This window comes from Methylobacterium frigidaeris, from assembly GCF_022179185.1.
Taxonomy (GTDB): Bacteria; Pseudomonadota; Alphaproteobacteria; order Rhizobiales; family Beijerinckiaceae; genus Methylobacterium; species Methylobacterium frigidaeris.
The window spans coordinates 128,150-140,516 of the sequence record NZ_BPQJ01000009.1; the positions used below are offsets into that span (position 1 = coordinate 128,150).

Annotated in this window: 12 protein-coding genes and 1 pseudogene; 10 read left to right on the plus strand and 3 right to left on the minus strand. The window is 70.6% G+C overall.

What is annotated here, in order from left to right:
* The first annotated feature begins 151 nt into the window (after nt 1-151).
* The 4 genes and pseudogenes from MFF64_RS12045 to MFF64_RS12055 all read left to right on the plus strand — a co-directional run bounded on the left by MFF64_RS12045 (nt 152) and on the right by MFF64_RS12055 (nt 3,302).
* Nucleotides 152-931 carry a quinoprotein dehydrogenase-associated SoxYZ-like carrier gene (locus MFF64_RS12045; RefSeq protein ID WP_099907893.1) on the plus strand — a complete coding sequence of 260 codons (780 nt, stop codon included), beginning with the start codon at nt 152-154 and terminating at the stop codon, nt 929-931.
* Between the two features lie 67 nt (nt 932-998).
* A pseudogene (locus MFF64_RS38150) lies at nt 999-1,070 on the plus strand (hypothetical protein); the annotation flags it as partial.
* Between the two features lie 115 nt (nt 1,071-1,185).
* A complete protein-coding gene (locus tag MFF64_RS12050) occupies nt 1,186-1,350 on the plus strand; it encodes a VOC family protein (protein ID WP_207768248.1) in 165 nt (54 codons plus the stop codon).
* A 203-nt stretch (nt 1,351-1,553) separates the two neighbouring features.
* Entirely contained in the window at nt 1,554-3,302 is a 1,749-nt protein-coding gene (locus tag MFF64_RS12055; protein ID WP_099907891.1) for a calcineurin-like phosphoesterase C-terminal domain-containing protein, read from the plus strand.
* Nucleotides 3,303-3,311: 9 nt separating this feature from the next.
* Here MFF64_RS12055 and MFF64_RS12060 read toward each other — a convergent pair whose 3' ends face one another.
* Nucleotides 3,312-4,301 carry a chemotaxis protein CheA gene (locus tag MFF64_RS12060; protein ID WP_099907889.1) on the minus strand — a complete coding sequence of 330 codons (990 nt, stop codon included), beginning with the start codon at nt 4,299-4,301 and terminating at the stop codon, nt 3,312-3,314.
* A gap of 196 nt (nt 4,302-4,497) precedes the next feature.
* Between MFF64_RS12060 and MFF64_RS12065 the strand changes: the two genes are divergently transcribed.
* The 6 genes from MFF64_RS12065 to MFF64_RS12090 all read left to right on the plus strand — a co-directional run bounded on the left by MFF64_RS12065 (nt 4,498) and on the right by MFF64_RS12090 (nt 10,897).
* Nucleotides 4,498-5,226, plus strand: coding sequence for an SGNH/GDSL hydrolase family protein (locus MFF64_RS12065; RefSeq protein WP_099907887.1), 729 nt, complete (start codon nt 4,498-4,500; stop codon nt 5,224-5,226).
* 443 nt (nt 5,227-5,669) lie between these two features.
* The gene (locus MFF64_RS12070; protein ID WP_099907885.1) at nt 5,670-7,238 is read left to right on the plus strand and encodes a PAS domain-containing sensor histidine kinase; all 1,569 of its coding nucleotides are present in this window, start codon (nt 5,670-5,672) and stop codon (nt 7,236-7,238) included.
* Between the two features lie 54 nt (nt 7,239-7,292).
* On the plus strand, nt 7,293-8,033 hold the full coding sequence (gene recO, locus MFF64_RS12075) for a DNA repair protein RecO (RefSeq protein ID WP_238190897.1): 741 nt from the start codon (nt 7,293-7,295) through the stop codon (nt 8,031-8,033).
* Nucleotides 8,034-8,141: 108 nt separating this feature from the next.
* On the plus strand, nt 8,142-10,388 hold the full coding sequence (gene parC / locus MFF64_RS12080) for a DNA topoisomerase IV subunit A (protein ID WP_099902644.1): 2,247 nt from the start codon (nt 8,142-8,144) through the stop codon (nt 10,386-10,388).
* Between the two features lie 18 nt (nt 10,389-10,406).
* Nucleotides 10,407-10,703, plus strand: a complete 297-nt coding sequence (locus MFF64_RS12085; protein WP_099902646.1) for a hypothetical protein — start codon at nt 10,407-10,409, stop codon at nt 10,701-10,703.
* Entirely contained in the window at nt 10,700-10,897 is a 198-nt protein-coding gene (locus MFF64_RS12090) for a hypothetical protein (protein WP_238190899.1), read from the plus strand. Before MFF64_RS12085 ends, MFF64_RS12090 begins: the two co-directional genes overlap by 4 nt.
* A 332-nt stretch (nt 10,898-11,229) precedes the next feature.
* Here MFF64_RS12090 and rpe read toward each other — a convergent pair whose 3' ends face one another.
* Both rpe and infA read right to left on the minus strand, forming a co-directional pair.
* Nucleotides 11,230-11,913 (minus strand): ribulose-phosphate 3-epimerase, encoded by a 684-nt coding sequence (rpe, locus tag MFF64_RS12095; RefSeq protein ID WP_238190901.1) that lies wholly within the window; start codon nt 11,911-11,913, stop codon nt 11,230-11,232.
* 77 nt (nt 11,914-11,990) lie between these two features.
* Nucleotides 11,991-12,269, minus strand: coding sequence for a translation initiation factor IF-1 (gene infA / locus MFF64_RS12100; RefSeq protein ID WP_048429304.1), 279 nt, complete (start codon nt 12,267-12,269; stop codon nt 11,991-11,993).
* Nucleotides 12,270-12,367: the final 98 nt, after the last annotated feature.

The window sequence follows — 12,367 nt, forward strand, 5'->3', positions numbered from 1 at the left end:
CGCCGCCGATCACCATCCGGCGAGCCAGCGTCCGAAACCGCGCACCGTCAGGGACTTATCCTGGTGTCCGGCATGCGCGTCCTCTACATTGGTCGAAGCAAGAGAGGCCCGTCGGGGCCCGTATCCGGGAGAGCGCCATGAGGGTTGTACCATGAGAGTGCTGTCGGCCTTGGGCGTCGTGGCGGCCCTGGCGGGACCGGCCGCGGCGCAGGACGAGCGGCCCGAGATCACCTGGGGCGAATTGCGTCCCACCCTCCTGGGCGATCGCCCGATCCGGGACGGAGCCGGGCTCCTGAGCCTCGAGGCGCCCAAGCGCGCCGAGGACGCCGCCATCGTGCCGGTCACCCTGCGGATCACCCTGCCCGAGGGCGATGCCCGCCGGGTGAAGAGCCTGACCCTGGTGGTCGACGAGAATCCCTCGCCGGTGGTCGGCACGATCCGGTTCGCGGACGGCCAGCGCCGATTCGACCTCTCCACCCGCATCCGGGTGAATTCCTACTCCTACGTCCGTGCCGTCGCCGAGACCGAGGATGGCGGCCTCTACATGACCAAGGCCTACGTCAAGGCGGCGGGCGGTTGCTCGGCGCCGGCGGTCAAGGACCCGGCCGAGGCCAAGGCCCATCTCGGCGAGATGCGCTTCCGCGCCTTCGCGGAGCGCGGCGAGGCCCAGGTGCAGGTCCGCCACCCGAACTATTCCGGCTTGCAGATGGACCAGGTGACCCGTCTCTACACCCCGGCCTGGTTCGTCGAATCCCTAAACGTGCGCCAGGGCGAGACGCCGCTCTTCTCGATGACGGGCGGCATCTCGATCAGCGAGGACCCGACCTTCCGCTTCTCCTACACCGGCAACGCCGAGCCGGTGACGGTGGCGGCCAAGGACACCGAGGGGCGGGTGTTCACGCGGACGTTCCCAGCGAGCGGTGGTACGTGACGGCGCACGGACCGCGGGGGATGATTCGGCGACGCGGCTCGGCACCACGATCCTTTACGTTCCGGACGTGGCAGCGAGCGTCGCGTTCTACGAGCGCGCCTTCGATCTGGCGTCGCGCTTCGCTCACGAGAGCGGGCAGTATGCCGAGCTGGAGACCGGCGGGACGGCCCTGGTCTTCGCGGAGGAGGGATCGTCGCGCAACATGTCCGGGCTTCCGCCTGAATCGTCGTGCCGAGGCGCCGGCGGGCTTCGAGGTGGGGCTGATCGCCGACGACGTCCCGGCCGCCTTCGCCCCGGCCGTGGCGGCGGGCGCGATGCCGGTGGCGGAGCCGGTGACCAAGCCGTGGGGCCAGATCGTCGCCTATGTGCGGGGTAGGGACGGCGTGCTGGTGGAGCTGGGCAGCGCCATGGTCGGGTGATCCGTCCCCGGACAAACGTTCGTCGGCCGGTGGGGCACGATGTCGGGCGCCCGCCCTGGCGCACCGATCCGAGGACCGGAGCGCGCGGACGACGCGGGCTCCGACCGTCACCGCACCGTCAAGAAGCCATGGTTGCCTCCGGGCGGACCAACGCGCAGCCCCGATCCGCTCCGGCGGCGGGCTGCCGGGAGGACGAGGCCGCGATGACGGACCACCGCACCCTGACCCGGCGCACCACCCTGACCGGCGCGACGGCCCTGGCGCTTGCACCCCTCGCGGCGCGGGCACAGGGCGCCCCCGCTGGAGGGCAAGGCACTGGACACGTCACCGGTATCGTCTACGAGGATACGGGCGGCAAAGGGCGGCGCGGGCCCGACGATCCCGGCTTGCGCGACGTGCTGGTCTCGAACGGCCGCGAGGTGGTCCGCACCGACCGCGACGGGCGCTACACCCTGCCGGTCGGCGACGAGGCGGTGATCTTCGTGATCAAGCCGACGGGGTTCGCCTTGCCGCTCGGGTCCGACGGCCTGCCGCGCTTCTCCTACCTGCATCAGCCAGCGGGAACCCCGCCGGATCTCGCCCTGCGCTATCCCGGCATCGCGCCGACCGGGCCGCTGCCGCCCTCCGTCGATTTCGGTCTGGTGCGCAGCCCGGAGAGCGGCGACTTCGACGTGGTGCTGTTCACCGACCCGCAGCCGGAGAGCCACGCCGAGCTGACCTTCGTGCGCGACACCGCCATCGCCCGGGTGCTCGGGGCCAAGGCTGCCTCCGGCAAAGTCGCCTTCGGCATGACGACCGGGGATGTGCTGTTCGACGACCTCTCGCTCTACCCGCGCCAGAACCGGCTCATCGCGCAGCTGGGGGTGCCGTGGTTCCATCTCGGCGGCAACCACGACCTCAACTTCGAGGCGCCGGACGCCCGCTACTCCCGGGAGACCTTCAAGCGCACCTTCGGGGCGCCGTACTATGCGCTGGAGCATGGCGGCGTGCTGTTCGTGATGCTCGACAACGTCAATTATCTCGGCCCCCATACCGCCACGGCGGGACGGGGCGGGCGCTACGAGGGCCGGATCGGCGAGCGTCAGCTCGCGTTCGTGGAGAACTTGCTGACGCGGAGTCCCACCGATCGCCTGGTGGTGGTGGCGATGCACATCCCGCTCGCCAGCGATCTCGGGCCGGACGAACCCGGCATCAGCACCGTGGATCGGGCCCAGCTGCTGCGGCTCCTCGCCGGGCGCCCGTCCGTGAGCGTCGCCGGCCACACCCACACCACCGAGCACCATTACCTCGGGCCCGACGGCCGTCCAGGTTTCCAGCAGGGCGCGACCGGCGGCGACGCCCACCATCACCACGTGCTCACCGCCGTCTCGGGCTCGTGGTGGAGCGGTCCGCCGGACCGGCGCGGCATCGCCACCGCCGACAGCCGCGACGGTACGCCGCACGGATACCACGTACTCAGCATCACCGGCGGGCGGCACTACACCACACGTTACGTCCCGGCGAGCGACGATGCGGGCCGCCAGATGCGGATCGTGCTGGAGAGCCAGTTCCACGGCGACGACCTCGCCCGCCTGCCCGACACGAGGCTCTACGAACTGCTCGGCGCCACGATCCCGGCCGAGAGCGCCGGCGCGACCAACGTGGTGGTCAACCTGTTCGATGGCGGCCCACGCAGCCGGGTGTCGTTCCGGATCGGCGACGGCCCGCTCGTGCCGATGACCCGGACGCGCCGGCCGGACCCGTTCGTCGCCGCGCTCTATGCCCGCAACGGCGCGACCCGGAAATCCTGGGTGAAGGCCGAGCCGTGCTCGCATCTCTGGGTCGCGCGCCTGCCGCGGGACTTGCAGGCCGGCACCCACCGCCTCATCGTCGAGGCGACCGACGAGTACGGCCGCCCGCATCGCGACGCGCTGGTGCTGGAGATTCTGGACGGGGCGAGCCGGGCCGGCTGACCGCCCCCGTTACAGCCGGCTGGGCAGGGAGATCACCGCGTCGACCGTCTCCTTGATCGCGCGGCCGGCCGGGGCGAAATCGGGCATCGGCACGCCGAGAAAGCGGGTCGGCTCCTCGGGCGCGGCCGGCGCCGCGGCGGGCTGGACGGCGGCGCTGCGCTGGTGCGCCTCGGCCTTCTCGCGCCGGGCGACCGGCTTCTCCGCAGCGTGCTTCTCGGCAGGACGCTTCTCAGCGACGGCCTTCTCGGCCGCCTGCCTGACCGGGGCGGGTTTCACCGGCTCGGCCTTGGCCTCACGGGCCGGCGCCGGTCTCGGCGTCGCCTTCGGCTCTGCGACCTTCTCGCGCGGCGGAACGACGGGTCTGGGTTCGACCTTGGCCTGGACCGCCCGGGCCGGCGGAAGCGGCGCGGCCTCGCGGGGCGTCGCAGCCTCGCGGGGCGTCGCGGCCTCGCGGGGCGTGGCGACCGGACGGGGCGTCTCCGGCGCCCTCGGGCTGGCGGGCGCGGGCTGGAACGCGGCGGTGCCGGTCGCGGCCACGTCGGAGGCTGGCGACCAGGACCCCTGTACTAATGAGCCCTGCGCCGGTGAGCCCTGCGCCGAAGAGCTTTGCGTCAGCGCGCTCGGCGCCCCGGCCGACTTCGGATCGAGCAGGGCGGCGGGCGCAGACGGCGGAGTCGCGGGCGGAACCGCCGCGGACGCCATCGGCGCTTGAGTGATCGGAACCTGGCGCACCGGGGTGGGCGTGGTCCGCAGGGCCGGGATCCCGTCCTTGATCTCCGGCATGTCTGCGACGCGGCCGAAATGCACTTGCGGGGGGCGCGGCCGCAGCAGGTCGCTGATCGTCGGATAGGCCGCCGCGGCGAGGCCGGCGCAGCCGCCGACACCGACCACGGCCAGGGCGGCCAGCATCGCCGGACGGCCGAGACGTGCGCGCACGCTCTCATGCGGGTCCTTGCGCGGCCCGCGCACCTCGGACGGGTCGATCTCCACTGGCATCATGGCGCGGGCTCTCCGATTACCTGCCCTCAACCATGATCAGAACCGCCGAATCAGGCGTGAAGATGTCGGGGGAAAACCGAAGGCCTGTGGATAACCTCCGGATGTCCCGTGAGATGGTGGCGAGGTCGGCGATTGACTCGCGGCGGACGGCGGCGCTTGTACGGTCGGGGGGCGTCGGGATCGGACGCGAGGACGGGTGCAGACGAGAACGAAGATCGGGATCGGCCTGACCGCGGCCGTCCTGGCGGCCGGGATCACCGCGATCCCAGTGAGCCGGCAGCGCACCGGAGGCGGGCAGGGGGTGGCGGCCTTCCGCGAGGCCCGGGCTTTCGCGGTCTCCAGCGAACTCAGGCAGATCGACGGACCCTACGGTCTGCTCCTCGGCGATTCGCAGATGGAGCGCCTTTACCTGCCGGAGCTGTGCGGCCATCCCGCCGTGAACGCCGCCATCGCCGGCACGCGGATCTCCGGCCTGCGGGCGGTGGCCGGTTGGCTCGAGTTGCCCCGGCCGCCGGAGGCCATCGTGGTGACCATCGGCACCAACGACCTCACCCAGCGCCAGCGCTCCGGCCAGCTCGGTGCGGCCGAGCAGTTCCGGGCGGAAGCCCGCGCCCTGTTCGCCGACCTGGTGCCCCGGGCTCGGCGCGTCGTCGCCACCGCGGTGCCGCCCTTCGATGCCGGCCGCCCCGGCGTGACGAAATTCTACGACGTTGCCGCCGCGCCCGCCTACTCGGCGATCCTGTCGGAGGAATGCGCCCGGGCCGGCTGCCGCTTCGTCGATGCCTTCGCGGACCTGCGCGATGCGGCGGGCATGGGCCGGTCGCCGGACGGGGTCCATCTCGGCCTCGATTCGGCAGCGCGGGACCGTATCGCCGCGCGGCTCCAGACGGCGGCCTGTCCCGAACTCCCGGTCCATGCGCGCTGAAGCGCGGCTCCAACCCGATCCATGCGCCGAAGCGCGGTTTCTACGTGCGCGCCGAAGCGCGGCTGCAAGAGATCGGTTGGATGACGAGAGCACGATTTACTTGTCTTATCGGCGTCCTCGTCCGTAGGCCTACCACTTAGGACTGTACAGCGGCACCTCCTTTCTGAGCGCCATCCTATTCGATCTCCCGTGGCAACAAGTGCCGCAATGATTTCGATGCTGCTCTGGCAGATCATGGCCGATAGCGATTTTGTCCAGGAAAGCTTTAGGAAACGGCTACAGGCTCTTGGACAAATCGCGTCGTTAGGATAGCAGAGGCAGGATCCGGGATTTACCCGATTCGGCTGGGCGCGGGCGGCGGCTGAGGCGTGACGGAGGTCGCGCCGGAACGCCGCGCGGGTGCCGGTCACCCCCACGCTCGACGCGATGGCGTAGGAGAGCTGATGACGGCGCGGACCGCGCATCCGATCGCGGGCATCCCGGTCGAAGGACCGGGCGATGCCCTCGGCCATGCGCTTCCGGAGAGCGAGCCGGGGATGAGCGGGCTGCCGTCGCGCCTGATCCTCGACGCGTTGCCGCAGAAGGTCTGGATGCTCGACCGCGACGGGGTGGTCCGCTTCGCCAACCGGGCGGCGCGGGAGATCGGCACCAGCCTCGGCGAGCCCGACGGCTGGGACAGCGTGATCCACCCGAAGGACCGCACCCGGGCGGCGGCGGCGCGCAACTCCGCCATCCGGTCGGGCCAGCCCTACGACCTCACGATCCGCCTGCGCGACACCAGCGGGCGCTGGCACTGGCACCAGACCGACGTGGTGCCGATCCGCGAGGGCGCCGGCATCACCGGCTGGCTGATGACGGCCGCCGACGTCGACGACGTGGTCGCCGACAACCAGGCGCTGGAAGCCACCACCAACCTGCTGCTCCTCACCCACAAGGCCGCCGGCGTCGGCCTGTGGGACTGGAACATGCGCACCGGCGCGCTCTCCCTTTCGGCGGAGGGCGCGCGCCTGCACGGCCTCTCGGCGCAGGCCTGCATCATCACCTCCTCGGCCTGGACCGGGCTGGTCCATGCCGACGACCGCGCCATGCTGTGGGACGCCGTCACCAAGGCGGTCACCACCCGCACGCCGTTCTCGGTCGACGTGCGGGTGACGGCGGAGCATGGCGGCACCCGCTGGATCCAGAGCCTCGGCCGCGTCCTCGACGACGCGCACGGCCTGAGCGGGCGCATCGTCGGCCTCACCCTCGACATCACCGCGCGCAAGCGGGCCGAGCAGGCTCTGTCCAACGCCAAGGAGGGGGCCGAGCAGGCCAACCGCGCCAAATCGGACTTCCTGGCGATGATGAGCCACGAGATCCGCAACCCCCTCAACGCGGTCCTCGGCTACACCGAGCTCATGCTCAGCCGCTCGCGCGAGCCCGAGACCCTGCGCCACCTCGCCGCCGTCCAGGAAGCCGGCGAGATCCTGATCCGGGTCGTCGACGACGTGCTCGACGTGGCGCAGATCGAGGCGGGCCAGGTCGCCCTCGATCCGGAATCCTTCCTCCTCGCCGACCTGCTGGAGGGCACCGCGGCGGTCGCCCGCGGCGCGGCCTCGCGCAAGGGCGTGGCGGTGGAGGTGCGGCGGGATCCCGTCACCCCGACCCTGGTGATGGGCGACGTCGGACGCCTGCGGCAGGTTTTGCTCAACCTGCTGACCAACGCGGTGAAGTTCACGCCGGCGGGCCGGGTGGTCCTGGCGGTGGGGCCGGATCTCGGCCGCGGCGGCGGAGGGCGGCTGCTGTTCACGGTGAGCGACACCGGCATCGGCATGTCGGCGGCGCAGCAGGAGCGGCTGTTCGTACCCTTCGGCCAGGGCGACGAATCGATCCGGCGCCGCTTCGGCGGCAGCGGCCTCGGCCTGGTGATCTGCCGCCACCTCGTCGAGCTGATGGGCGGGCAGATCGGCGTGGCGAGCGAGCCCGGGCGCGGCACCAGGATCTGGTTCGCTGTGACCCTTCCGCCGGCTTAGGAGCCGGCTCGAAGCCGGTTCAGTTCCGGTCACCGAGGGGCTATCTACCCTCTCATGCAGTGGACGGATGACGGGCTGGTTCTCGGGGCGCGGCGGCACGGCGAGACCGGGGTCGTCCTCGAATTGATGACGGCGGATCATGGCCGCCATCTCGGCCTCGTCCATGGCGGGCGCTCGCGCCGGATGCAGCCGGTGCTCCAGCCCGGCAACCTGGTGCGGGCGGTGTGGCGGGCGCGGCTCGACGAGGGCTTGGGCGCCTACGCGGTCGAGCCGATCGAGAGTGCCAGCGCCCGGCTGATCGGCTCGCGTCTCGCCCTCTACGGCATCGGTTACGCCGCCGGGCTGTTGCGGCTCCTGCCCGAGCGCGATCCCCATCCGGCCCTGTTCGCCGCCGCCAAGGTGCTGATCGCGCACCTGCACGAGCCGGACATAGCCCCCGCCCTGATGGTGCGCTTCGAACTCGCGATGCTGGCCGAGCTCGGCTTCGGCCTCGACCTCTCGGCCTGTGCGGCCACCGGCACCAACGAATATCTGGCCTACGTGTCGCCCAAGAGCGGGCGGGCCGTCAGCGCCGCCGCCGGTGAGCCCTGGCGCGACCGGCTTCTGGCGCTCCCCGACTTCCTGGTCGACCGACCCGACCGCCGCGGCCTCAACGTGCCGACCGAGCGGGAGATCAAGCAAGGGTTTACCTTAACGGGTTATTTCCTCGACCAGCACATCTGGGGTCCGCGCGACCTCGCCGAGCCGGAGGAGCGGGTGCGCTTCGTCGCGCTCGGCACCGCCGGGGTGGGTTGAGCCTCATCCGAATGCACGGACGGGTTGCCATCCGTTCCTGGCAATCGGTGAATGTTCGTGTTATGTTCTCGTCTTGAGACCGCCGAAATCGTGAGTTGACGTCCGCCCATGGGAAAGCCCTTCGAGCCACCCTCCGACCGCGACGGGATCGAGAACGTCGATTTGAAGGCGGCGCTGGAAGAGCGCTACCTCGCCTACGCGCTCTCGACCATCATGCACCGGGCGCTGCCCGATGCCCGCGACGGCCTCAAGCCGGTGCATCGGCGTATCCTGCACGCGATGCGGCTCCTGCGCCTCGATCCCGGCAGCGCCTACAAGAAATGCGCCCGCGTCGTCGGTGACGTGATCGGCAAGTATCACCCGCACGGCGACGTCGCGGTCTACGACGCCCTGGTGCGCCTGGCCCAGGACTTCGCCCAGCGCTATCCCCTGGTCGATGGCCAGGGCAATTTCGGCAACATCGACGGCGACAACCCGGCGGCCCAGCGGTACACCGAGTGCCGGATGACCGAGGTCGCTCGCCTCCTCCTCGAGGGGATGGACGAGGATGCGGTCGATTTCCGCCCGAACTACGACGGGCAGGAGGAGGAGCCGGTCGTCCTGCCGGCGGCCTTCCCGAACCTGCTCGCCAACGGCTCTCAGGGCATCGCCGTCGGCATGGCGACCTCGATCCCGCCGCACAATGTGGCGGAGCTGTGCGAGGCCGCGCTCTACCTCATCACCCATCCGGCCGCGACCTCCGAGCAGCTGACCACCTTCGTCAAGGGTCCGGACTTCCCGACCGGCGGCATCGTGATCGATTCGGCGGCCTCGATCGCCGAGGCCTACCGCACCGGCCGCGGCGGCTTTCGGGTGCGGGCACGCTGGCAGAAGGAGGATCTCGGCCGCGGCACCTGGGCCGTCGTCGTCACCGAGATCCCCTACGGCGTGCCGAAGGCGCGGCTGATCGAGAAGATGGCCGAGCTTCTGCAAGAAAAGAAGCTGCCGCTGCTGGCCGACGTGCGCGACGAATCGGCCGAGGACGTGCGGGTGGTGCTGGAGCCGCGCTCGCGGACCGTCGATCCCGTGGTGCTGATGGAATCGCTGTTCCGGCTCACCGAGCTGGAGAGCCGCATCTCCCTCAACATGAACGTGCTGGTCGGCGGAACGGTGCCGCGGGTGATCGGCCTGGCGGAGGCCCTGCGTGAATGGCTCGACCATCGTCGGGTCGTGCTGCAGCGCCGCTCGCGCCACCGCCTCGCCCAGATCGAGCGGCGGCTCGAAATCCTCGGCGGCCTGCTCATCGTGTATCTCGACCTCGACCGGGTGATCCAGATCATCCGCGAGGAGGACGAGCCGAAGGCCGAGCTGATGCGGGTCTTCGAGCTGACCGAGCTGCAGGCCAACGCCATCCTCGACACCCGCCTGCGCTCGCTGCGCAAGCTGGAGGAGATGGAACTGAAGCGCGAGCACGACGCGCTCACCAGGGAGAAGGCCGAGCTCGACGGCCTGCTCGGCTCCGACGACAAGCAGTGGAAGTCGATCGCGACCCAGATCCGGGCGGTGCGCAAGACCTACGGCCCCGAGACCCCGCTCGGCCGTCGCCGCACCACGCTCGAGAACCCGCCCGACACCTCCGGCATCGACTTCTCCGAGGCGATGGTCGAGCGCGAGCCGATCACCGTGATCGTGTCGCAGAAGGGTTGGATCCGGGCCCTCAAGGGCCACGTCGCCGACCTCTCGGCCGTCCAGTTCAAGGGCGACGACACCCTCAAGGTGAGCTTCCCCACGGAGACCACCGCCAAGATCCTGGTGCTGGCCTCGAACGGCAAGGTCTTCACCCTGGAGGCGGCCAAGCTCCCGGGCGGGCGCGGCTTCGGCGATCCGGTCCGCCTGATGGTCGACATGGACGAGGGTTCGGAGATCGTCACCGTCTGGGCGCACAGGCCCGGCGTGAAGCTCCTGCTCGCCACCACGGACGGGCGCGGCTTCGTCACCCCGGCGGACGGGCTCGTCGCCAATACCCGCAAGGGCAAGCAGGTGATCGGCCTCGACGACCCGGCGACGGCCAGCCTCGTCGTCGAGGTGGGGGAGGGTGACCACGTCGCGGTCTGCGGCACCAACCGCCTGATGACGGTCTTCCCGCTCGCCGAGATCCCCGAGATGGTCCGCGGCAAGGGCGTGCGGCTGCAGAAGTACCGCGACGGCGCCCTCGATTCGGTGACGATCTTCCGCCTCGCCGAGGGGCTGACCTGGCCCGACAGCGCCGGGCGCACCCGGACCGTGGCCGGCGAGGAGCTGGCGAAGTGGGTTGGCCATCGCGGGACCGCCGGCGCGATGGCGCCGCGGGGCTATCCCAAAGCTGGCCGCCCGTGACCGGGGCCCGGATCGCGCATGGCGAGCGGGCTGCAACCCGAAGGGCAGGGTGAACCGGACCGGGACGGGGAGCGTGAGCGGGCCCAGCTCGCCCGCGACATCCTCGTCCACAACGAGCAGGTGAAGCTGACCGCGAACCTGATGAACATCGGGGCGGCGGGCTTCGCCATCACGGGCATCGTCGCTCCGCTCACCGCCGCGATGGCGACGACGGGCCGCGTCACCGCGCCCGCCCTCGCGCTGATGGTCGTTTGGTTCGTGCTCGGCGTTGGTCTACACTTCGGTGCGAGGCTGACGTTGACGACCCTGCGATGATGAGCCTGACGACCTACGCCCTGGTCCTGGTGCCCTGTCTGGTCGGTGGAGCCGCCCTGCTCGGCGTGACGAGCTTGCGCCGGTCGGCCGCCCGGCTCGACCGGCGGGCGGCGCGAATGGCCGCGGAGGCGGCACCGCCGTGCCATCCCCGCGAGTCTCGTTCCCGAGCCGTCCGGCGCGCAGCCGGGCGTTGATACGAGGTGATGCGATTGAGCGCTCCCCTCGCATCGTCCGGTTCTCCCGCTCGCGCCGTCATTCCGAGGTGCGACCGGACAATCCTCGAACGAGGAAGCCGGGGATCACGAGACTTCTGAGCCCTGCTTCGAGATTCCGCGATCTGCGGTCGCTCCACACCCAGGATGAGGTTCGTGGGCGGGATGAGAGCAGGACTCCGCAACGCGGTCGTTGCGGAGTCTCATACGATTCCCAATTCATTGCTTCGCAATGCGGAAATCGGCGTCTCTCAGGCGCCGCGCGGGCTGCTGAGACGAGTTCCGAAAGAAATGTCCGGAACTCGTCTCAGCCCTCACACCCACTGCCCTGCCGCCCCTTCCGCCGCTCGGCGGATCGCCGCGATGTTGTCGGCATAGGCCTCGCGACCGCCCTTGAAGGTAGCGGAGCCCGCGACCAGCGCGTTGGCCCCCGCCTTCACGACGGCCGGCGCCGTCTCCGGGGTCACGCCGCCATCGACCTCGATGTCGATGTCGCGGCCGGCGGTCATGGCGCGCACGCGCGACACCGTCTCGCAGACCGAGCCGATGAAGCTCTGGCCGCCGAAGCCCGGATTGACCGTCATGCAGAGCACGAGGTCGACCATGTCGAGCACCGGCTCGACCAAGCTCGCCGGCGAGCCCGGGTTGATCGCGACGCCGGCCTTCTTGCCGAGCGACCGAATGGTCTGGAGCGAGCGGTGCAGGTGCGGGCCGGCCTCGGCATGAACCGTGATGATGTCGGCACCGGCCTCGGCGAAGGCCTCCAGGTACGGATCGGCCGGGGCGATCATCAGGTGCACGTCGAAGACGGCTTTGGTGTGCGGGCGCAAAGCCTTGACCACGACGGGCCCGAAGGTGAGGTTGGGCACGAAATGGCCGTCCATCACGTCGATATGGACCCAGTCGGCCCCGGCCGCGACCACGTCGCGGACCTCCTCGCCGAGCCGCGCGAAGTCGGCCGAGAGGATCGAGGGAGCGATCACCAGGGGGCGGGTCATGGCAGGCCTCTCTCGACGCGCAAAAGGCCAGGGTTCTCACCCCAGCCCCGCGCAGACACAGGTCTTGTGGCGAAGGATCAGCGCCGGCGGAACTGGCTGCCGCCGCGGAACGGCGGGCGCGGGCCCGAGGAGCGCTCATCCTTGTGGCGGAACACCAGACGGCCCTTTTCCAGGTCGTAGGGCGACATCTCGACGGTGACCCGATCGCCGGCCAGAGTCTTGATGCGGTTCTTCTTCATCTTGCCGGCCGTGTAGGCCACGATCTCGTGGCCCTGGTCGAGCTGCACGCGGTACCGTGCGTCCGGCAGGATCTCGAGCACGAGACCGTCGAACTGCATCAACTCTTCTTTCGCCATTCACACTCTCCACCCGGGTCGCCGTCGCGGTCGGCGTCACCGGGAGCACATTGTCAGCATTGGGTCGCGACGCGGCCGGCCGTACGGGTGCTCGGCCG

Excerpts from the sequence above, each read along its gene's own strand:
- parC (WP_099902644.1), top strand. The coding sequence starts at position 8,142 with ATGGGAAAGCCCTTCGAGCCACCCTCCGACCGCGACGGGATCGAGAAC.
- infA (WP_048429304.1), bottom strand. The coding sequence starts at position 12,269 with ATGGCGAAAGAAGAGTTGATGCAGTTCGACGGTCTCGTGCTCGAGATC.
- MFF64_RS12060 (WP_099907889.1), bottom strand. The coding sequence starts at position 4,301 with ATGATGCCAGTGGAGATCGACCCGTCCGAGGTGCGCGGGCCGCGCAAG.
- MFF64_RS12045 (WP_099907893.1), top strand. The coding sequence starts at position 152 with ATGAGAGTGCTGTCGGCCTTGGGCGTCGTGGCGGCCCTGGCGGGACCG.
- MFF64_RS12085 (WP_099902646.1), top strand. The coding sequence starts at position 10,407 with ATGGCGAGCGGGCTGCAACCCGAAGGGCAGGGTGAACCGGACCGGGAC.
- recO (WP_238190897.1), top strand. The coding sequence starts at position 7,293 with ATGCAGTGGACGGATGACGGGCTGGTTCTCGGGGCGCGGCGGCACGGC.
- MFF64_RS12090 (WP_238190899.1), top strand. The coding sequence starts at position 10,700 with ATGATGAGCCTGACGACCTACGCCCTGGTCCTGGTGCCCTGTCTGGTC.
- MFF64_RS12055 (WP_099907891.1), top strand. The coding sequence starts at position 1,554 with ATGACGGACCACCGCACCCTGACCCGGCGCACCACCCTGACCGGCGCG.
- rpe (WP_238190901.1), bottom strand. The coding sequence starts at position 11,913 with ATGACCCGCCCCCTGGTGATCGCTCCCTCGATCCTCTCGGCCGACTTC.
- MFF64_RS12070 (WP_099907885.1), top strand. The coding sequence starts at position 5,670 with ATGACGGCGCGGACCGCGCATCCGATCGCGGGCATCCCGGTCGAAGGA.